Source organism: Trinickia diaoshuihuensis, assembly GCF_003390925.1.
GTDB classification, from domain to species: domain Bacteria; phylum Pseudomonadota; class Gammaproteobacteria; order Burkholderiales; family Burkholderiaceae; genus Trinickia; species Trinickia diaoshuihuensis.
In genome coordinates this window covers 118,839-137,539 of record NZ_QUBS01000021.1, presented here as the reverse complement: position 1 = coordinate 137,539, position 18,701 = coordinate 118,839, and the positions used below count along the sequence as shown (strand labels likewise).

The 18,701-nt window shown below is 65.7% G+C and carries 14 protein-coding genes and 2 riboswitches; of the genes, 8 read left to right on the top strand and 6 right to left on the bottom strand.

Going from position 1 to position 18,701, the window contains the following annotated elements; genetic code table 11:
* Window positions 1-98 precede the first annotated feature (98 nt).
* From DXT59_RS05165 to gcvT, 4 genes are all read right to left on the bottom strand, one after another.
* Entirely contained in the window at window positions 99-1,208 is a 1,110-nt protein-coding gene (locus DXT59_RS05165) for an alginate lyase family protein (RefSeq protein WP_116135874.1), read from the bottom strand.
* Window positions 1,209-1,455: 247 nt separating this feature from the next.
* Window positions 1,456-4,410, bottom strand: coding sequence for an aminomethyl-transferring glycine dehydrogenase (gene gcvP, locus DXT59_RS05160; RefSeq protein ID WP_116135842.1), 2,955 nt, complete (start codon window positions 4,408-4,410; stop codon window positions 1,456-1,458).
* 81 nt (window positions 4,411-4,491) lie between these two features.
* Window positions 4,492-4,872 (bottom strand): glycine cleavage system protein GcvH, encoded by a 381-nt coding sequence (gene gcvH / locus DXT59_RS05155; RefSeq protein ID WP_116135841.1) that lies wholly within the window; start codon window positions 4,870-4,872, stop codon window positions 4,492-4,494.
* A gap of 103 nt (window positions 4,873-4,975) precedes the next feature.
* Complete coding sequence (gene gcvT, locus DXT59_RS05150) at window positions 4,976-6,094, bottom strand: glycine cleavage system aminomethyltransferase GcvT (RefSeq protein WP_116135873.1); 1,119 nt, start codon at window positions 6,092-6,094, stop codon at window positions 4,976-4,978.
* Between the two features lie 92 nt (window positions 6,095-6,186).
* A riboswitch (glycine riboswitch) is annotated at window positions 6,187-6,349 on the bottom strand.
* 20 nt (window positions 6,350-6,369) lie between these two features.
* Window positions 6,370-6,474: riboswitch (glycine riboswitch) on the bottom strand.
* A 121-nt stretch (window positions 6,475-6,595) separates the two neighbouring features.
* Here gcvT and DXT59_RS05145 point away from each other — a divergent pair.
* Entirely contained in the window at window positions 6,596-7,273 is a 678-nt protein-coding gene (locus tag DXT59_RS05145; protein WP_116135840.1) for an antibiotic biosynthesis monooxygenase, read from the top strand.
* Window positions 7,274-7,303: 30 nt separating this feature from the next.
* Here the strand turns inward: DXT59_RS05145 and DXT59_RS05140 are convergent, their stop codons facing one another.
* Together DXT59_RS05140 and DXT59_RS05135 are read right to left on the bottom strand one after the other, a co-directional pair.
* Entirely contained in the window at window positions 7,304-8,371 is a 1,068-nt protein-coding gene (locus tag DXT59_RS05140) for an aldose epimerase family protein (protein WP_116135839.1), read from the bottom strand.
* 50 nt (window positions 8,372-8,421) lie between these two features.
* Window positions 8,422-9,642, bottom strand: a complete 1,221-nt coding sequence (locus DXT59_RS05135) for a XylR family transcriptional regulator (RefSeq protein WP_116135838.1) — start codon at window positions 9,640-9,642, stop codon at window positions 8,422-8,424.
* 377 nt (window positions 9,643-10,019) lie between these two features.
* On the opposite strand from DXT59_RS05135, the gene xylF reads away from it, so the two are divergent.
* From xylF to DXT59_RS05100, 7 genes are all read left to right on the top strand, one after another.
* Complete coding sequence (gene xylF / locus DXT59_RS05130; RefSeq protein ID WP_116135837.1) at window positions 10,020-11,048, top strand: D-xylose ABC transporter substrate-binding protein; 1,029 nt, start codon at window positions 10,020-10,022, stop codon at window positions 11,046-11,048.
* A 69-nt stretch (window positions 11,049-11,117) separates the two neighbouring features.
* Window positions 11,118-12,689, top strand: coding sequence for a D-xylose ABC transporter ATP-binding protein (gene xylG, locus DXT59_RS05125; protein WP_116135836.1), 1,572 nt, complete (start codon window positions 11,118-11,120; stop codon window positions 12,687-12,689).
* Window positions 12,686-13,876: a sugar ABC transporter permease gene (locus DXT59_RS05120; protein ID WP_116135835.1), complete on the top strand. Its 1,191-nt coding sequence runs from the start codon at window positions 12,686-12,688 to the stop codon at window positions 13,874-13,876. Before xylG ends, DXT59_RS05120 begins: the two co-directional genes overlap by 4 nt.
* A 52-nt stretch (window positions 13,877-13,928) precedes the next feature.
* Window positions 13,929-14,702 (top strand): D-xylose 1-dehydrogenase, encoded by a 774-nt coding sequence (xylB, locus tag DXT59_RS05115; RefSeq protein ID WP_116135872.1) that lies wholly within the window; start codon window positions 13,929-13,931, stop codon window positions 14,700-14,702.
* The gene (locus tag DXT59_RS05110; RefSeq protein ID WP_116135834.1) at window positions 14,699-15,583 is read left to right on the top strand and encodes an SMP-30/gluconolactonase/LRE family protein; all 885 of its coding nucleotides are present in this window, start codon (window positions 14,699-14,701) and stop codon (window positions 15,581-15,583) included. Before xylB ends, DXT59_RS05110 begins: the two co-directional genes overlap by 4 nt.
* A 34-nt stretch (window positions 15,584-15,617) precedes the next feature.
* On the top strand, window positions 15,618-17,402 hold the full coding sequence (locus DXT59_RS05105) for an IlvD/Edd family dehydratase (protein WP_116135833.1): 1,785 nt from the start codon (window positions 15,618-15,620) through the stop codon (window positions 17,400-17,402).
* A gap of 41 nt (window positions 17,403-17,443) precedes the next feature.
* Window positions 17,444-18,613 carry a fumarylacetoacetate hydrolase family protein gene (locus tag DXT59_RS05100; protein ID WP_116135832.1) on the top strand — a complete coding sequence of 390 codons (1,170 nt, stop codon included), beginning with the start codon at window positions 17,444-17,446 and terminating at the stop codon, window positions 18,611-18,613.
* Window positions 18,614-18,701: the final 88 nt, after the last annotated feature.

The following is an 18,701-nucleotide window of genomic DNA, read 5'->3' as shown; positions in this document are numbered from 1 at the left end:
CCTCGGGTTGATAAGTTGGCGCGCCTAGCCCGAGTTCGAGCGGCCGCGTCGTTCAAGGCGCCGCCATCCGGATCGCGGCATGGGGCGCCGATACCACTCTACCTTGCCGGCAACGGCAGACAGACGAGCAGCCAAGCGGACGGCGTCGCGGCGAGACGCTGCGCCACGTTCGCGTAGCGGCCCGAGAGCCGGGCGGCAAGGTGAAACAAGTGCGCCGAATTCTTCGGATCCCACGCACCCGAGTAGCCAGGCAAACCCGCCTCGCGCCGCTTTGCATCGAACGGCACGCTCGAATGGACGAACTCCTCGTGCGTTTTCGCGCCGAGCGCGTACGGGACGAGCCAATCGAGCGCTTGCGCCAGCGTCGCACCGTTTTGCGCGCGCAGCGTCAGCCAATTGCGGTTGTGACGCCGCGCCGCCAGCGCCGCCTCCACGAGCGGCTCCAAGTCGTAGGCCACGTAATGCAGCGCATCGCGCTCGGCGAAATCGACGGTGGCGCCGTCGGGCGCGATATTCGCGCCGACCTGCTCGATAAACAAGCGCTGGGCCGCGTTGATGAGCTTGCGATCGTCGAGCGTGAACGCCGCCATCGCGATGAGCTTGACGCGATGACTCTCCCAATTGTTGCGGTAGGTCCCGCTCAAGGGCCGCGGCTGCGCATCCACGCGCTCGACGTAACCATTCGCGAGCGTGGCGATGAACGCGGCCGTCGCGTTGCGCGTCTTCACGGGCAACGCGCTCGCGGTCAAGTCGTAGGCCAAGATCATCGAATCGAAATGCGTCTCGTCGATCGGATTGAAACTCGGCTGGTAAGTGGTAGACCAAGCGAGCAAGAAACGATCGACGAGGCGCAGGTATCGCTCGTCCCCGGTCGCACGCCAAATGAGCGCCGCGTCGCGCATCAGTTCGAGATCCTGCTCGGCTTCGACGCTCTGGTCGTAGATTCCCTCGTGCGGCAGCGTGCCTTCCGTATGCAGGCGCGCGAGCGGCCTAGGCTGATCGCCGAGCCGCGCGGCCACGCTCTTCATGAGCGCTTGCACCGGCGGCGCCGCGCTCGTGCGCTCGCTCGTCTGCATGGCAGGCGCCGCGCAAAAGTTCATTGCCGCGCGCGCCGCGCTCAGCGGAGCGAGCACGCCCGCACACGCGATCAGCCAGGCCGCCAGCGACGCGCCGCCCAGCCGCGGCCCGGTGCCCGCCCAGACCCGCATGCGCCGCGGCGCCGTCCGTTCGCTGCCGCGCGTACGCGTTGCCGTGCGTTGCACATTCGGCAGACAGGCCATTGCTGCCGGCACCTTTCGCCCCATCGGTCGCTCCTTCGTTGGCTTGATCGCGGGATGAGATGGTACCGGGATTCGCGTCGAACGAGGCGCCCCCACGCACGCGAACGCGCGGCGGGGGCATCGATCGTTCGCCGCCGAGCCGGCGGCAGGCGCCGTCGGGCTCACGGCTGCGCCGTCAGGCGTAATCGGCGACGGGTACGCAGGAGCAGAACAAGTTTCGGTCGCCATAAGCGTTGTCCGCGCGGCCGACGGGCGGCCAATACTTGCGCGCGAAGAGCGAGGGCAGCGGGTACGCGGCGCTTTCGCGCGAGTACGCATGCGGCCATTCGTTCGCCGTGACGACCGCCGCCGTATGCGGCGCGTGCTTGAGCGGATTGTCCTCGCGATCGGCGCGGCCCTCTTCGACGGCGCGGATTTCCTCGCGAATCGCGATCATCGCCTCGATGAAGCGATCGAGTTCTTCCTTCGACTCCGATTCGGTCGGCTCGACCATCAACGTGCCCGGCACCGGGAAGCTCATCGTCGGTGCGTGGAAGCCGTAATCGGCCAGGCGCTTGGCGACGTCGTCGACGGTGATCCCGCTCGCATCCTTGATCGGACGCAGATCGAGAATGCACTCGTGCGCGACCAAGCCGCCCGGGCCCGTGTAGAGCACCGGATAGTGCGGCGCCAAGCGCTTGGCCACGTAGTTCGCGTTCAAAATCGCGACTTCCGTGGCCGCCGTCAGATTCTTGGCGCCCATCATGGCGATATACATCCACGAGATCGGCAAAATCGAAGCCGAGCCGTACGGGGCCGCCGACACGGCACCGATGCCGCTATCGGCGCGGCGATAGCCGGTGGACGTTTGGTTCGGCAGGAATTGCGCCAGATGCGGGCCGACCGCGACCGGGCCCACGCCGGGACCGCCGCCGCCGTGCGGAATGCAGAACGTCTTGTGCAGGTTCAGATGCGAGACGTCGCCGCCGAACTGCCCCGGCGCCGTCAAGCCGACCATCGCGTTCATGTTCGCGCCGTCCACGTACACCTGGCCGCCGGCCGCGTGCACGATCTCGCAGATTTCGCGCACGTTGCCCTCGAACACGCCGTGCGTGGACGGATACGTGATCATGATCGCCGCCAAGTTGGCCGCATGCTCGGCAGCTTTGGCCTTCAGGTCTTCGATATCGACGTTGCCCTGATCGTCGCAGGCGACCACGACGACCTTCATGCCCGCCATGTGGGCCGAAGCCGGGTTCGTGCCGTGCGCCGATGCCGGAATCAAGCAGACGTCGCGGTGACCTTCGCCGCGCGACGCGTGATAGGCGTGGATGATCAGCAGACCGGCGTACTCGCCTTGCGAGCCCGCGTTCGGTTGCAGCGAGACCGCCGCATAGCCCGTCGCCGCCACGAGCATTTGCTCGAGTTGGTCGATCATCTCGCGATAGCCGGCCGTCTGCTCGGCCGGCGCGAACGGATGGATCTGCGAAAACTCGGGCCACGTGACGGGCAGCATTTCCGAAGTCGCGTTCAGCTTCATCGTGCACGAGCCGAGCGGAATCATCGAGCGATCGAGCGCGAGATCCTTGTCGGCGAGGCTGCGCAGATAGCGCAGCATTTCCGTTTCCGAATGGTGGCGATTGAAGACATGGTGCGTGAGATACGCGCTCGTGCGCGCGAGCGACGCCGGCAGCGCCGAAGCCCCGCCTTGTCCTTGTTCTTCGGCGCGCGTGAGCGCCGTATCGAGCGCATCGACGTGCGGCACGTCGATCGCGCCGGCCGCGTGTGCGAAGAGCGCGAGCAGATCGGCGAGATCGGCGCGCTTCGTCGTTTCGTCGATCGAGACACCGACGCGCGTATCGCTCACGCGGCGCAGATTGATGCGCATGCGCTTGGCGGCATCGTGCACGGCCGCCGTGCGCGTGCCGGTCTCGATCGTCAGCGTGTCGAAGAACGTTTCGTTGACGAGCGTATAACCGAGTTGCTTCACGCCGGCAGCGAGCAGCGCCGCGACGCGATGCACGCGCTGGGCGATCGTCTTCAAACCTTGCGGGCCGTGATAGACCGCGTACATGCTCGCCATGATCGCGAGCAGCGCTTGCGCCGTGCAGACGTTGGAAGTCGCTTTTTCGCGGCGAATATGCTGCTCGCGCGTTTGCAGCGCGAGGCGCAGCGCGCTCTTGCCCTGCGCATCGACCGTCACGCCGACGAGCCGCCCCGGCATCTGACGCTTGAACTCGTCGCGCACGGCCATATAGGCGGCGTGCGGGCCGCCGAAGCCCACGGGCACGCCGAAACGCTGCGACGTCCCGACTGCAACGTCCGCGCCCCACTCGCCCGGCGGCGTGAGCAGCGTGAGCGCGAGCAGGTCGGCCGCGGCCACCACATGACCGCCCGCCGCATGCACGGCTTCGGTTAGCGCGCGATAGTCGCGCACGTCGCCGCCCGCGCCCGGGTATTGCAGCAGCACGCCGAACGCGCCGGCGCTCGCCGCGGCATCGGCCGGGCCCACACGCACCTCGATGCCGATCGGCTCGGCGCGCGTGCGCACCACTTCGATCGTTTGCGGCAGGACGTCGTCGGCCACGTAGAACACGTTCGACTTGGACTTGCTCGAGCGCTGCAGCAGCGTCATCGCCTCGGCGGCCGCCGTCGCTTCGTCGAGCAGCGACGCGTTCGCGATGCCAAGCCCCGTCAAGTCGCCGATCATCTGCTGGAAGTTCAGCAGCGCTTCGAGCCGGCCTTGCGAGATTTCGGGCTGATACGGCGTATAGGCCGTATACCAGGCCGGATTCTCGAGCACGTTGCGCAGAATCACGGCCGGCGTATGCGTGTTGTAGTAACCCTGCCCGATATACGAACGGAACACCTCGTTCTTGTCCGCGAGTTCGCGCAGGCGCGCGAGCGCCTCGGCCTCGCTGCGCGGCTCGGCGAACGGCCCGAGCGGCAGCGGATCGGTGCGGCGGATCGCGGGCGGGATCACGGCGTCTATCAGCGCGGCGCGCGACTCGAAACCGAGCACCTCCAGCATCTTGTGCTGGTCGGCGCCATCCGGGCCGATGTGCCGCTCGGCGAAGGCGTCATGCACTTCGAGCGCGGCAAGCGAGAGGGGGGAGCGGTTCATCAGACGATCCGGATGTTCGTGTTTCATGGTAGGGCGGCTTGTGGTGCGCGGCGGTTCGGCGTCAAGCTCCGACACCGATACGCCGCGCGGCAGAAACGAAAGGAAGGGTCAGCCGACGAGCTTTTCGTAGGCGGCGGCGTCGAGCAAGCCATCGACCGAGGCGGGATCCGCAAGCTTCACCTTGAAGAGCCAGCTAGCGTAGGCGTCGGCGTTGACTTCATCGGGGGCATCGACGGCTGCCTCGTTGACGGCCACGATCTCGCCCGAGACGGGCGCGTAGATGTCCGACGCGGCCTTGACGGATTCGACGACGCCCACGGCGTCGCCGGCCTTGATTTCCTTGCCGACTTCAGGCAATTCGAGGAAGACGATGTCGCCAAGCGTCGACTGAGCGTGATCGGTGATGCCGACCGTCACGGTGCCGTCGGCTTCGGTTCGGATCCACTCGTGCTCGTCGGTGTATTTCAGATCGGCCGGAACGTTGCTCATTTGGGACTCCTGGTCAATATATAAGTGGATGCGTTCAATGGGGGTCGATTAGCCTTTCGCTTCGCGCGGGCCGCCCGCTACCCGTCTGTTGCCGTTAGAGGCGTCAGGCGGCGAGTACCTTGCCGTTCCGCACGAACGGAAGTTTTACCACGCTTGCGGGTAACGCTTTGTCCCGGATTTGGACTTGCACGACGTCGCCCGGACGCACGCCCTGCGGCACCCGTGCGAACGCGATCGATTCTTGCATCGTGGGCGAGAACGTGCCGCTCGTGATTTCGCCTTCGCCAAGCGGCGTCACCACCTTTTGATGCGCGCGCAGCACGCCGCCTGCCTTGCCGTTCTCCTTTTGCAGGATCAGCCCGACGAATGCTTGGCGCGAGCCGTCCCTCTCCAGGGCCGCGCGGCCGACGAACTCGCGCGGCGCGCTCAAATCGACCGTCCAGGCCAGGCCCGCGTCGAGCGGCGAGACGTTTTCGTCCATGTCCTGGCCGTACAAGTTCATGCCCGCCTCCAAACGCAGCGTGTCGCGCGCGCCGAGCCCGCATGGGCGCACGCCCGCGGCTTGCAACGCTTGCCAGAGCGCCACGACGTGGCTGGCCGGAACGATGATCTCGAAACCGTCCTCGCCCGTGTAGCCGGTGCGCGCAATGGTCAATTCGCCGTAGGGCGCCGCGTCCACGCGCGCCGCATTGAAGGGTTTGAGCGGCTCGGTGGCTTCCCGCACGGAAGGCAGCACCTGCCAGAGCTTGGCGCGCGCGTTCGGACCTTGCACGGCCACGATCGCCAGATCGCGCCGCGGCGTGATCGTGAGGCCGAATCCGCGTTCGGCATTCAAGGCGTTGAACCAGGCGATGTCTTTGTCGGCGGTGCCGGCATTGACGACGACCCGGAAGAAATCGTCGGAGAAAAAGTAGACGATCAGATCGTCGATGACGCCGCCGGCCTCGTTGAGCATGCACGAATAGAGGGCACGGCCCGGCGTTTGCAGCTTGCCGACGTTGTTGGCGATCGCGTATTCGAAGAAGGCACGCGCTCGCGGGCCTGCGAAATCGACCGCGCACATATGAGAGACGTCGAACATGCCGGCGTCGGTGCGCACCGCGTGATGTTCGTCGATCTGCGAGCCGTAATTGACGGGCATGTCCCAGCCGCCGAAATCGACCATGCGGGCATTTTGCACACGGTGAGCGGCGTTCAGGGGAGTCTGTTTCAGTTCGGTCATGGGAGCCTCGGCGCGCATAGGTATCGCGAAAACAAAAAAGGGCCATGCCGGCCGACGCGCGCGAGGCTCGTATGCCTGCGGCGAATGCGATGCATGACCCCTCTGTCCTCGGTACCTGAGAGATTGCGCCGACGGGGACGGATATCGTTTCCCGCGCGTGCGCGCGCCCCTTCGGTGGGCGGCTTGCTTAGGGGCGCGAAACCGTCGTTGCCGGTGCGCCGCACTGAACTACCGCCACTCTCCAGAGTGCGAAAACACCTGTGCGAACAGGGCTTTCGACGCGGCCGGTCCTTTTGCCTGAGAGTTTGTGGGTGTGCCCCTTCGGCGGCGTCCCGGCGGGCGACAAACCCTACCGCGAGCGCGCTCTCCCGACGCGTGCGCGAAATTTACGCGAGCGTTACGGGGTTGTCAAATGAGGGGCCGTCAACGAATCGGAGCGATCGATGCGGCAGGCATCGCCAAGACGCGGTAACGTAGATGCAACGGAGGAGGAAAAAGCTCATGTCGCCCTTGTCGAACCGCTTCAACCCCATTGACCCGGATATTCGCCTGCTCGCCGCAGGCCGCGTACTCTTCGCTTCGCTCGACGCGCTCGAGCGCGCGATGCCCTCGTTGATCGAACATGCCCGCGCCGTCCCGACGGGTACCTTGGCCGATGTCTACCGCGACACCGACGCCCACGCGCTGCTGTTCGTCGCGGCCTGGCGCGTGAGTCGTTTCGACGCGGCCGAGCGCACCGTCGTCGATGCGATCGCCCGCGCCATCGAACCGCTCGCCGCCCAGGCCGTCGCTCAATGGGTGGACGTCGCCGTGCCGGCCGGCGGCTGGAGCTCCGGGCGCAGCGGCCCGGGGGAATGCCTCGTGGTCGTGCGCCAGTCGCTCGAAAAACCGAGCGCCGTCATCCAAGCCAGTTGGATCGATAAAGTCACGCTCGCGTTGAACGGCGACGCCGAGCCGCCCGACGGCTTGATCTCGGCCAATTTCTTCGCGACGCGCGACGAGGCCCACGTTTTGAACTTCGCGCGCTGGACCGATGCGCAAGCGCACCGGCGCGCCGCGGCACGCGGCCATCACGGGCACGACGGCAATGTCGACGCCTCGCCGCTTTGGCAGGCTACGCGCGAGCATCCGGGCGTGCGCGCCGGTCACGAGGTATGCCGGTATGTCTGCGTCTCGTAGCGCAAGCGCGCTTCGCAAGCCCCGGCGTGTTCAATCGAGCACGCCCACCCGATATCGCGTCACCTGACGGTACGGTTTCTCAGGCCGCGAGATGACGTCCTCGCGATCGGCCATATTGATTTGATTGGGGAAGCCGCCCGCCTCCAAGCACACGCCGGCGTGGCGCGCATAGGTGCGCTCGTGCCGCCCCGGCACGCCGTCGAGGTAATTGCCCGTGTACAGTTGCAGGCCGCGCTGATCGGTCGATACCGTCATCTCGCGCCCGCTCGCCGGGTCGTAGAGCCGCGCGACTTCCCGTACGCCCCGCTCGGCCGAGCCGTTCGCCTCGCGCAGCACGTAGCAATGATCGAAGCCGCGCGCAAGCGAGAGTTGTTCGTGCGGCCACTCGAGCCGCGCCCCGATCGGCGCCGCCTCGCGAAAATCGAACGCATTGCCCGCCACCGCGGCTTGCCGGATAGGAATCAAGGCCGGATCGACCTCGAAGAACGCGTCGGCATCGATCGACAGCACATGGCCTTTTATGTCGGCGCCCGCTTGCGCCGTCAGATTGAAGTAGCCGTGACTCGTCAGATTCAGCGGCGTCGGCGCATCGGTGCGTGCCCAATAGTCGATCGTCAATGCGCCGTCGTCATCCAGCGTGTAGCGCACCTTGGCCTGCACGTTACCGGGGAATCCCGCATCGCCCTCTTCCGAATCGAGCGTGAAAACGAGCGCGCCGTCGTCTTCGCGCGCGTTCCAGAGCGCCCGATGAAAACCCGCCGTCCCACCGTGCAGCGAATTGCCGCCCTCGTTGCGATCGACCGTATAGGCAATACCGTCGAGCGTGAAGCGGCCGCCCGCGATTCGATTGGCCCAGCGGCCGACGAGCGCACCCATATAGGTCTTGGCTTCCCAATATTGGGCGGGCGTGTCGTGCCCGAGCAAGATATCGCCCAGCCGTCCCGCGCGGTCGGGCGCATGCCAGGAAACGAGCGTCGCGCCCAGCTCGCTGATCGCGACGCGCATCCCGTGCGCATTGCGCAGCGTGAACAAATGAACGGTTCGTCCGTCGGGCAGCGCGCCCCAAGGTTCGTGCGACAACTTAGCGGTGCTGATCATAGGGCTCGTGAAATGGGAAAGGGAGGGCAAAAGCACAGCATCGCATCCGTTCAAACCGGCGCGCTCGCCTGCGATCGCGCCTGAAATTCGCGCGGCGTGCAGCCGAGTTCGCGGCGAAACACCGCATGCAAATACTGGACCGACTTGAAGCCGCAGCGTACGGCCACATCGGCGCTCGACACGTCGCCTTTGACGAGCAGCGCCTTGGCCGCATCGAGCTTTTGCCGAAGAATCTCTTGGTGCACCGTGCAACTGAGCTCGCGCCGGAAATGCTCTTCGAGCGAGGAGCGCGAGACGCCGACGTAATCGGCCACCTGTTCGGTGCGAATGCCTTGGCAGGCGTACTGCCGGATGAAATGGCGGGCTCGCGCCACGTAAGGGCTCGCGAGCGGTTGGTGTTTGGTCGAATCGAGCACGTTGATGCCCACGGGCGGCACGAGAATCCTGCGCCCCGGAAAACGCGCCCCATGCAGCATCTGATGGAGCATGTGAGCCGCCGTGCGCCCCATCTCCTCGGTGCCTTGAATCACCGACGACAGTGGGATGCGCGTCAACGTCCGCGTGAGCGGGTCGTTGTCGATGCCGATGATCGCGACGTCCTCGGGAACCGGAATACCCGCGATCAAGCAAGCCTGCAGCAGTTGCCGCGCGCGCGCATCGGTGACGGCAATGACGCCGACGGGCTTGGGCAGCGCGTGGAGCCAGCGCGTCAACTGCTCGATCGCCTGGTTCCAAGTCGGTGCGCTCGTCGACAAGCCCCGGTAGATCTCGGCATCGATCTGTTCGCGCGTGCCCCCGTCCGCTTCGCGCAGGTGCGCGAACGCAAGCTCGCGCTGGCGCGCCCAGCGATGCTCGTTCGACAGCGGCAAGCTGTAGAGCGCGAAATGGCGCAAACCCGCGCCTATCAAATGGGTATAGGCCAGCGAGACGAGCTTGACGTTGTCGGTGGCGATATACGGCACATTGTCCGGATAGTGGGACGGATCCTCGAACGACGAGCCCACGGCCACGACCGGCAGCGGGCAATCGGCCAGCGCCTCGCTGACGGCCGGGTCGTCGAAGTCGGCAATGATGCCGTCGCCGTCGAACCGTTCGATGCCGCCGAGCCGCAGGCGAAAGTCCTCTTCGAGAAATAGATTCCAACTCACGCGGGTCGACAGCAAATATTGACCGACGCCCGTGATGATCTCACGGTCGTAGACCTTGTTCGCGTTGAACAGCAGCGCGATGCGATGCGCCTTTTGCGGCGCGGGGGCGTTCGCCCTCGTCATCGATGCGGCCCCGCGCTGTCTCGCTCGGCCGTCGCGGCGTCGCGCATGGTGTCGTCTCCTATCGGTCGTTGCCGGTCTCTGGGTTTTCCCTGCTTGCCGTACGGTTCGCGGCACTGCGGGTGTTTCGCGATTTTAGGCGCGATGCGCGCACTCGCCGCGAAGTTTGCCCCGCGTCGGCAAGAAACGTTAAAGCCGCTGCGCAATTTCGCAATTGTGGTGGGCGCCGCGCCGCTGCACCATGGCCGCACCCCGACAACAGGCCGCCCAAGCTCGCGGCGTCCCGGCGGCACCCACACTGCTTGCGCGCGAGTCGCCGCGTGCAAGCGCCGCTCGATCGGCCAACTGCGACGTCCAATATATAAGACAGGAGTGGAGACATGGCATTCGCAAAGCGTCGTTCCATTTTAGGCTCGTTCGTCGCGAGCGCGGTACTCGCGGGCTTGACGCTCGCCGCGCCGCTCGCGCACGCAAGCAAGGCACATCCCGTCATCGGCTTTTGTATCGACGACTTGCGCGTCGAGCGCTGGTCGCGCGATCGCGACTATTTCGTCGCCGCCGCGCAGAAGCTCGGGGCAACCGTGTCGGTGCAGTCGGCCGATGCGAGCGAAGAGCGTCAAATTTCGCAGATCGAAAACCTGATTTCGCGCGGCGTCGACGTCATCGTCATCGTGCCGTTCAATTCGAAGACGCTCGGCAATGTCGTAGCCGAAGCGAAGAAGGCCGGAATCAAGGTCGTTTCTTATGACCGCCTGATCCTCGATGCCGACGTGGACGCCTATATCTCGTTCGACAACGAGAAGGTCGGCGAACTGCAAGCGAAGGGCGTCTTCGACGCGCAGCCGAAGGGCAACTACTTCCTGCTCGGCGGCGCGCCCACCGACAACAACGCCAAAATGCTGCGCGAAGGCCAGTTGAAGGTTCTCCAACCCGCGATCGACAGCGGCGCGATCAAGGTCGTGGGGCAACAGTGGGTGCCCGAGTGGAACGCCTCGACGGCGCTGCGCATCGTCGAGGACGCGCTCACGGCCAACAACAACAAGATCGACGCGATCGTCGCCTCGAACGACGGCACGGCCGGCGGCGCGATCCAGGCGCTCGCCGCGCAAAAGCTCGCGGGCAAGGTGCCTGTCTCGGGCCAGGATGCCGATCTCGCGGCGGTGAAGCGCGTGATCGCCGGCACGCAGACGATGACCGTCTACAAGCCCATCAAGCTGATCGCCTCCGAGGCGGCCAAGCTCTCCGTCGAGCTGGCGCAAGGCACCAAGCCCGCGTTCAACGCGCAGTACGACAACGGCAAGAAGAAGGTCGATACGGTACTGCTGCAACCCATCTTGCTGACCAAGAAGAACGTCGACGTCGTGGTCAAGGACGGCTTCTACACGCAAGCGCAACTCTCGGGCCAATAAACGCCGACCCGCGCGCGGCGCTCCGATTCGAGCGCCGCGCCATCCGGCATCGGAAAAGGAACGAGACGCATGGTGCAATCTGAACCCTTGCTGTCGCTGCGCGGCATCGTCAAGACGTTCTCGGGGGTGAAGGCGCTCGACGGCATCGACCTCTCGGTTCGTCCCGGCGAGTGCCTCGGCCTGTGCGGCGAGAACGGAGCGGGCAAATCGACGCTCATGAAGATCGTCTCGGGCGTCTATCCGCACGGCACGTGGGACGGCGAGATCGTCTGGGACGGCCAGCCGCTGCGCGCGACGAGCGTGCGCGATACCGAACGCGCCGGCATCGTCATCATTCACCAGGAATTGATGCTCGTGCCGGAACTCTCCGTGGCCGAGAACATTTTCCTCGGCAACGAGATCACGCTCCCCGGCGGACGCATGAATTACGCGGCGATGCATCAGCGCGCCGATGCGTTGCTGCAAGAACTCGGCATCGAAGGAATCAACGTCGCGCAGCCCGTGATGAACTTCGGCGGCGGACACCGGCAGTTGATCGAAATCGCGAAGGCGCTGAACAAGCAAGCGCGGCTCTTGATCCTCGACGAGCCGTCGTCCTCGCTGACCGCGGCGGAAACGCGCGTGCTGATCGATATCGTGCGCGACCTGAAGCGGCGCGGCGTGGCCTGCATCTACATTTCACACAAGCTCGAGGAAGTGCAAGCCGTGTGCGACACCGTCAGCGTCATTCGCGACGGCCGGCATGTGGCCACCGCGCCGCTCGCCGAGATGACGCCCTCGCGCATCGTCGCGCTGATGGTGGGGCGCGAAATCACGAATCTGTTTCCGCGCGAGCCGCACCTGATCGGCGAAATCGTCATGCAAGTGCGGGGCGTCACCTGCATCGACGTGACGAACCCGCGCCGCAAACGCGTGGACGACGTCTCGTTCGACGTGCGGCGCGGCGAAATTCTCGGCGTGGCGGGGCTCGTCGGCTCGGGCCGCACCGAACTCATGCAGGCGATCTTCGGCGCCTATCCGGGCACGTACCGCGCAAAGGTGGCGATCGAGGGCCGGCCCATCGCCATCCGCTCGCCCGGCGATGCGATTGCGGCCGGGATCGGCATGGTGCCCGAGGACCGCAAGGCGCACGGCATCGTGCCCGAGCTCGGCGTGGGACACAACATCACGCTTTCCGTGCTGCGGCGCTTCGTCAAGCGCGGCGCGATCGATACGGCCGCCGAACTCGACACGATCCACAAATCGATGAAGCAGCTCTCGGTGCGCGCCGCCCACCCGCTGCTGCCGATCGCCCATCTTTCGGGCGGCAATCAGCAAAAAGCCGTGCTCACCCGCGTGCTGCTCACCGAGCCGAAAGTGCTGATCCTCGATGAGCCGACGCGCGGCGTGGACGTCGGCGCGAAGTTCGAAATCTACAAGCTCATCTTCGCACTCGCCAAACAAGGAATGGCGATCGTCGTCGTGTCGTCGGAATTGCCCGAGGTGCTCGGCCTGTCCGACCGCGTTCTCGTCATGGGCGAGGGCGAGCTGCGCGGCGACTTCGCCAACGACGGCCTGACCCAAGAGGCCATTTTGACGGCCGCCATCGAGCCCGCGCGGCGCTCCGGCGCCGCCCAACCGAACGAGACAGCACCCGTATGACACCGGACCTTTCCCCCGCCCGCCCGGCCGGCACCTCGAGCCCCGCCGGCGCCGATCGCATTCGACAATGGTTCGCCCGCTATAAGATCCTGGCGCTGCTGATCGCCGTCGCGCTCATTTGGCTCTTCTTCACGATTCTCACGCACGGCGCGTTCGCCACGCCGCGCAATCTGTCGAACCTGCTGCGGCAAATGGCGATCAGCGGCATGCTCGCCTGCGGCATGGTGTTCGTCATCATCGCCGGGGAAATCGACTTGTCGGTCGGCTCGCTGCTGGGCTTGCTGGGCGGCATCGCCGCCATCGCCGATGCGAACCATAACTGGCCGCTCGCGGCGACGATCCCCGCCGTGCTCGCGCTCGGGATCCTTGCCGGCTTGTTCAACGGCTGGCTCTCCACGTACCGGCGCGTGCCCTCGTTCATCGTCGGCTTGGGCGGCATGCTGGCCTATCGCGGCGTCTTGCTCGGCATCACGGGCGGCTCCACGATCGCGCCGGTATCGGACCACTTCGTCTTTCTCGGCCAAGGCTATTTGCCGCGTCTGGCAGGCAATGCGCTCGCGCTGCTGCTGATCGCCGTGCTCGCGTTCGTCACCGTGCGCAGCCGCGCGAGCCGCCGCCGCTATGAGCTACCCGTGGTGCCGCTGTGGCAGGACGGCGCGAAGATCGTCGGCGCGGCCGTCGTCATCGGCGCATTCGTCGCCACGCTCAACAACTACGGCGGCATCCCCGTACCCGTGCTGCTCGTGCTCGTGATGCTCGGCATCTTCACCTGGATCGCGACGCAAACCGTATTCGGCCGCCGCATCTACGCCGTCGGCTCGAACCTCGAAGCCACGCGTCTTTCGGGCGTCGACACGAATCGCGTCAAGCTCGCGATCTTCGCGCTGATGGGCCTGATGTGCGCTTTCGCCGGCATCGTCAATACGGCGCGGCTCGCGGCCGGTTCGCCGTCGGCCGGCAACATGGGCGAACTCGATGCGATCGCGGCCTGCTTCATCGGCGGCACGTCGATGCGCGGCGGATCGGGCACCGTCTACGGCGCGCTCGTCGGCGCCCTCGTCATGGCCAGCTTGGATAACGGCATGTCGATGCTCGATGTCGATGCCTACTGGCAGATGATCGCCAAAGGCGCGATTCTGGTCGTGGCGGTTTGGATCGATGTCGTGTCGCGCACGAACCGGCGTTGACGATTAACCCGGGCTCGCCTGCCCGGCATTTTCTTCAAACATGGAAATTCGCATGTCGTACGCCATCTATCCGAGCTTGGCCGATAAAACCGTCGTCGTCACGGGAGGCGGCAGCGGCATCGGCGCCGCGATCGTCGAAGCGTTCGCCGCGCAGGGTGCGCGCGTCTTTTTCCTCGATATCGCCGAAGCCGATTCGCAAGCGCTCGTCGAAAAGCTGGGCGCCTCTTCCCATCCCCCCGTGTTCCATCGTTGCGACCTGCGCGATATCGCCGCCATCGAGCAAGTATTCGCCTCGATCCGCGCGCAAGCGGGCATGATCGACGTGCTCGTCAATAACGCGGCCAACGACGATCGGCACGCCTTCGGCGACATCACGCCCGCCTACTGGGACGAGCGGATCGCCGTGAACTTGCGGCACCAATTTTTTTGCGCGCAAAGTGCCGCCTCCGGCATGAAGGCTGCGGGCAGCGGAGTGATTCTGAACTTCGGTTCGATATCGTGGCATCGCGCGCTGCCGAGCCTTTCGATCTACATGACGGCCAAAGCCGGGATCGAAGGGATGACGCGCGCGCTCGCCCGCGAACTCGGCCCCTTCGGTATCCGCGTGAACGCGATCATCCCGGGCGCCGTACGCACGCCGAGACAGATGAAGCTGTGGCAATCGCCCGAAAGCGAGGCGAAGCTCGTCGCCGACCAATGCCTGCCCGAGCGGGTCGAGCCCGAGCATGTCGCACGAATGGCCTTGTTTCTCGCATCGGACGACGGCTCGCGCTGCTCGGGACGCGAGTACTTCGTCGATGCGGGATGGTATGGAGCTTCTTCATGATCACCCCCGAATGTATCTGGCCCCTAGGCGCCGAACTGGGCGAAGGGCCGGTCTGGAGTAAAACTGAAAAAGCCGTTTATTTCGTCGATATCAAACGCAAGCAGGTGCATCGCTATATCGCCGCGACGCATGAAACGATGACCTGGCCCGCGCCGAGCGAGGCGTGCTTCGTCATTCCCACGTCCGATGAAACGTTCGTATGCGGCCTGCGCAAAGGCCTGTATCGATTCGATCCGCGCACCGGCACGTTCGACAAGCTCGTCGACGTCGAGCGCGAAAGGACGACGAACCGCCTGAACGACGGGTTCTCCGACCCGCGCGGCTACTTGTGGTTCGGCACGATGGACGACGAGGAACAAGCGCCGACGGGCGCGCTCTACCGCGTGAGCGACACGGGCTCGGTCGAGCGGCGCGACGACGGCTACGACATTGCGAACGGTCCGGCCATGAGCCCCGACGGACGCACCCTCTACCATACCGACACGCGCGGGCAAACGATCTACGCGTCCGACGTGGACGAGGACGGCCAACTCTCGAACAAGCGCGTGTTCGTGAAAGTGCAAGGATCGGCGTACCCTGACGGCATGGCCGTCGATGCGCAAGGATGCGTTTGGGTCGCGCTGTTCAACGGCGGCGCCATCGAGCGGTATTCGCCCGAGGGCAAGCAAATCGATACCGTGGCCTTTCCGTGCTCGAACGTCACCAAGCTCGTATTCGGCGGCGACGACTTGCGCACGGCCTATGTCACGACGGCGATGAAAGGCCTCACCGCGGCCAAGCGCGAGCGCGAGACGCTGGCGGGCGGTTTGTTCATGTTCCGCTCGCCCGTGCCGGGCCTGCCGCAAAACGTCGTCACGCGCGGCCTCGTCCGCGCAAGCTGACGCGCGCCGTACCGATCAGGAGAACGAAACGCTTATGTCATCGAAGCCCCCGCGCCGGCTGCGCAGCCAAAACTGGTTCGACGATCCGAGTCATGCCGACATGACCGCGCTGTACGTCGAACGTTTCATGAATTACGGTCTTACGCGCGAAGAGTTGCAATCGGGCCGCCCGATCATCGGCATCGCGCAAACGGGCAGCGACCTCGCGCCGTGCAACCGCCATCACATCGAATTGGCCGCTCGGACGAAGGCCGGGATTCGCGACGCGGGCGGCATTCCGATGGAGTTCCCCGTGCATCCGCTGGCCGAACAAAGCCGCCGCCCCACGGCCGCGCTCGATCGCAATCTCGCCTATCTCGGTCTCGTCGAAATCCTGCATGGCTATCCGCTCGACGGCGTCGTACTGACGACGGGCTGCGACAAGACGACGCCCGCTTGCCTGATGGCCGCGGCTACCGTCGATCTGCCCGCGATCGTGCTCTCGGGCGGCCCGATGCTCGACGGCTGGTTCGACGGCAAACGCGTGGGCTCGGGCACGGTCATCTGGCACGCGCGCAACCTGCTCGCGGCCGGCGACATCGACTACGAAGGCTTCATGCGGCTCACCGCGGCGGCTTCGCCTTCGATCGGCCATTGCAATACGATGGGCACGGCGTTGTCGATGAACAGCCTGGCGGAGGCGCTGGGCATGTCGTTGCCCGGTTGCGCGTCGATTCCGGCCGCCTACCGTGAGCGCGGACAAATGGCGTACGCGACGGGTAAGCGAATCGTCGAGCTCGTGCGCGACGACGTACGGCCCTCTCATATCCTGACGCGCGAGGCGTTCGAGAACGCGATCGTCGTCGCGTCGGCGCTGGGCGCCTCCACGAATTGCCCGCCGCACCTGATCGCGATCGCGCGGCATATCGGCGTGCCGCTCTCGCTCGACGATTGGCAGCGGCTCGGCGCCGACGTGCCGTTGCTCGCCAACTGCATGCCGGCCGGCGAGTACCTCGGCGAGAGCTTTCATCGCGCGGGCGGTGTGCCGGCCATACTGCGGCAACTCGCGCAAGCCGGTTTGCTGCATGGCGAGTGCGCGACCGTATCGGGCCAGACGATCGAGGAAATCGTCCGCCAAGCCCCCGACGCGGACGGCGACGTCATCCGTTCCCACGCCGAGCCGCTCAAACACGGCGCGGGCTTTATCGTCCTCTCGGGCAACTTCTTCGATAGCGCGATCATCAAGATGTCGGTCGTCGGCGAAGCGTTCCGCCAGACCTACCTCAGCGAGCCCGGCGCGGAGAACACCTTCGAGGCGCGCGCCGTCGTCTTCGACGGCCCAGAAGACTACCGGGCCCGCATCGACGACCCCTCGCTGGAAATCGACGAGCACTGCATCCTCGTCATGCGCGGTTGCGGCACGCTCGGCTATCCGGGCAGCGCCGAGGTCGTCAACATGGCGCCGCCGGCCGCGCTCGTGAAGCGCGGCGTGACCTCCTTGCCGTGCATGGGCGATGGCCGCCAAAGCGGGACGTCGGCGAGCCCGTCGATTTTGAACATGTCGCCGGAATCGGCCGCGGGCGGCGGTCTCGCGCTGATGCGCAGCGGCGATCGCGTGCGCGTCGACCTGAATGCGCGGCGCATCGAACTGCTCGTCGACGAGGCGGAACTCGAGCGCCGCCGCGGCGAGCAAGCGCCGAGCGTGCCGCCGTCGCAAACGCCGTGGCAGGAAATTTACCGGCAGTTCGTCGGGCAGCTTTCGACGGGCGGCTGCCTAGAACCGGCCACGCTCTATCTGAAAGTCATCGAGACGCGCGGCGATCCGCGCCATTCGCACTGACACCGACTCCACCGCTTCTTTCATTGCGAGAGCTGATCTCCATGCCAATCGATCCCGCCTCTTGTCTGCCCTCGGATCTCGACCGCGCACTGCTGGTCGGGCGAGTGTGGCGCGGCTCGCCCCACAACGGGCCGTCCGTCATCGTGATCCGCCACGGGCAGGTGTTCGACGTCACGGCCAGCGCGCCGACGACGAGCGACCTATTCGATCGCGACGATGCGGCAGCCGTCGCACGATCCGTCCCGGGCGAGTTGCTCGGGCAAGCGCACGAGCTGCTGCAAGGCGCCATACAGCCGCACGAACATCCGGCGATTCGCTTGCTTGCCCCCTGCGACGTGCAAGCGATCAAAGCCTGCGGCGTGACGTTCGCGGTCAGCCTGCTCGAACGCGTGATCGAAGAACAGGCGGGCGGCGATGCGGGTCGCGCCGCCGATATCCGCGCCTCGCTCCATGCCTTGATCGGAACCGATCTCGCCAAGATCAAGCCCGGTTCGCCGGCCGCGATGCGCCTGAAGGAAGAACTGAAACGCCGCGGCGCATGGTCGCAATACATGGAAGTGGGCATCGGCGAGGATGCGGAAGTGTTCACGAAGTCGCAGCCGATGTCGGCGGTGGGCTTCGGCGCGGAGGTGGGCTTGTACCCGACCTCGGCTTGGAACAATCCCGAGCCCGAGGTGGTACTGGCCGTGAACGCGGCCGGACGCGCGGTGGGCGCGACGCTCGGAAACGACGTCAACTTGCGCGATATCGAAGGCCGCTCGGCGCTCCTGCTCGGCAAGGCGAAAGACAATAACGGTTCGTGCGCGATCGGTCCGTTCGTCCGCTTGTTCGACGATCACTTCACGCTCGACACGATTCGCGAAGCCAGCGTGTCGCTATTGATCGAGGGCGAAGACGGGTTCGTGCTCGAAGGCGTGAGCCATATGCGCGAGATCAGCCGCGACCCGCTGGATCTCGTGTCGCAAACGTGCGGGCCGCACCATCAATATCCCGACGGCTTCATGCTCTTTCTCGGCACGATGTTCTCGCCGATCAAGGACCGCGATACGGCCGGGGGCGGCTTCACCCACCATCTAGGCGATCTCGTGACGATCGCGACGCCGGCGCTCGGCGCGCTCGTCAACACGGTACGCCTATCGACCGAGATCGCACCGTGGCGGTTCGGCGTGCGCGCGTTGTACCGAAACCTGGCTGCGCGCGGTCTGATCTAAACAGGCTGACTCCCGGTCAGCAAAGCGGAAAGGCGGCGGCGGCGCCGCCGTCCGCGATACGCGCGTTACGATCATTAAAACGCGCGTT

What these genes read in the sequence shown, in the direction of transcription:
- DXT59_RS05165 (WP_116135874.1), bottom strand. Translation starts at nt 1,208, where the DNA reads ATGCGGGTCTGGGCGGGCACCGGGCCGCGGCTGGGCGGCGCGTCGCTG.
- gcvP (WP_116135842.1), bottom strand. Translation starts at nt 4,410, where the DNA reads ATGAAACACGAACATCCGGATCGTCTGATGAACCGCTCCCCCCTCTCG.
- gcvH (WP_116135841.1), bottom strand. Translation starts at nt 4,872, where the DNA reads ATGAGCAACGTTCCGGCCGATCTGAAATACACCGACGAGCACGAGTGG.
- gcvT (WP_116135873.1), bottom strand. Translation starts at nt 6,094, where the DNA reads ATGACCGAACTGAAACAGACTCCCCTGAACGCCGCTCACCGTGTGCAA.
- DXT59_RS05145 (WP_116135840.1), top strand. Translation starts at nt 6,596, where the DNA reads ATGTCGCCCTTGTCGAACCGCTTCAACCCCATTGACCCGGATATTCGC.
- DXT59_RS05140 (WP_116135839.1), bottom strand. Translation starts at nt 8,371, where the DNA reads ATGATCAGCACCGCTAAGTTGTCGCACGAACCTTGGGGCGCGCTGCCC.
- DXT59_RS05135 (WP_116135838.1), bottom strand. Translation starts at nt 9,642, where the DNA reads ATGACGAGGGCGAACGCCCCCGCGCCGCAAAAGGCGCATCGCATCGCG.
- xylF (WP_116135837.1), top strand. Translation starts at nt 10,020, where the DNA reads ATGGCATTCGCAAAGCGTCGTTCCATTTTAGGCTCGTTCGTCGCGAGC.
- xylG (WP_116135836.1), top strand. Translation starts at nt 11,118, where the DNA reads ATGGTGCAATCTGAACCCTTGCTGTCGCTGCGCGGCATCGTCAAGACG.
- DXT59_RS05120 (WP_116135835.1), top strand. Translation starts at nt 12,686, where the DNA reads ATGACACCGGACCTTTCCCCCGCCCGCCCGGCCGGCACCTCGAGCCCC.
- xylB (WP_116135872.1), top strand. Translation starts at nt 13,929, where the DNA reads ATGTCGTACGCCATCTATCCGAGCTTGGCCGATAAAACCGTCGTCGTC.
- DXT59_RS05110 (WP_116135834.1), top strand. Translation starts at nt 14,699, where the DNA reads ATGATCACCCCCGAATGTATCTGGCCCCTAGGCGCCGAACTGGGCGAA.
- DXT59_RS05105 (WP_116135833.1), top strand. Translation starts at nt 15,618, where the DNA reads ATGTCATCGAAGCCCCCGCGCCGGCTGCGCAGCCAAAACTGGTTCGAC.
- DXT59_RS05100 (WP_116135832.1), top strand. Translation starts at nt 17,444, where the DNA reads ATGCCAATCGATCCCGCCTCTTGTCTGCCCTCGGATCTCGACCGCGCA.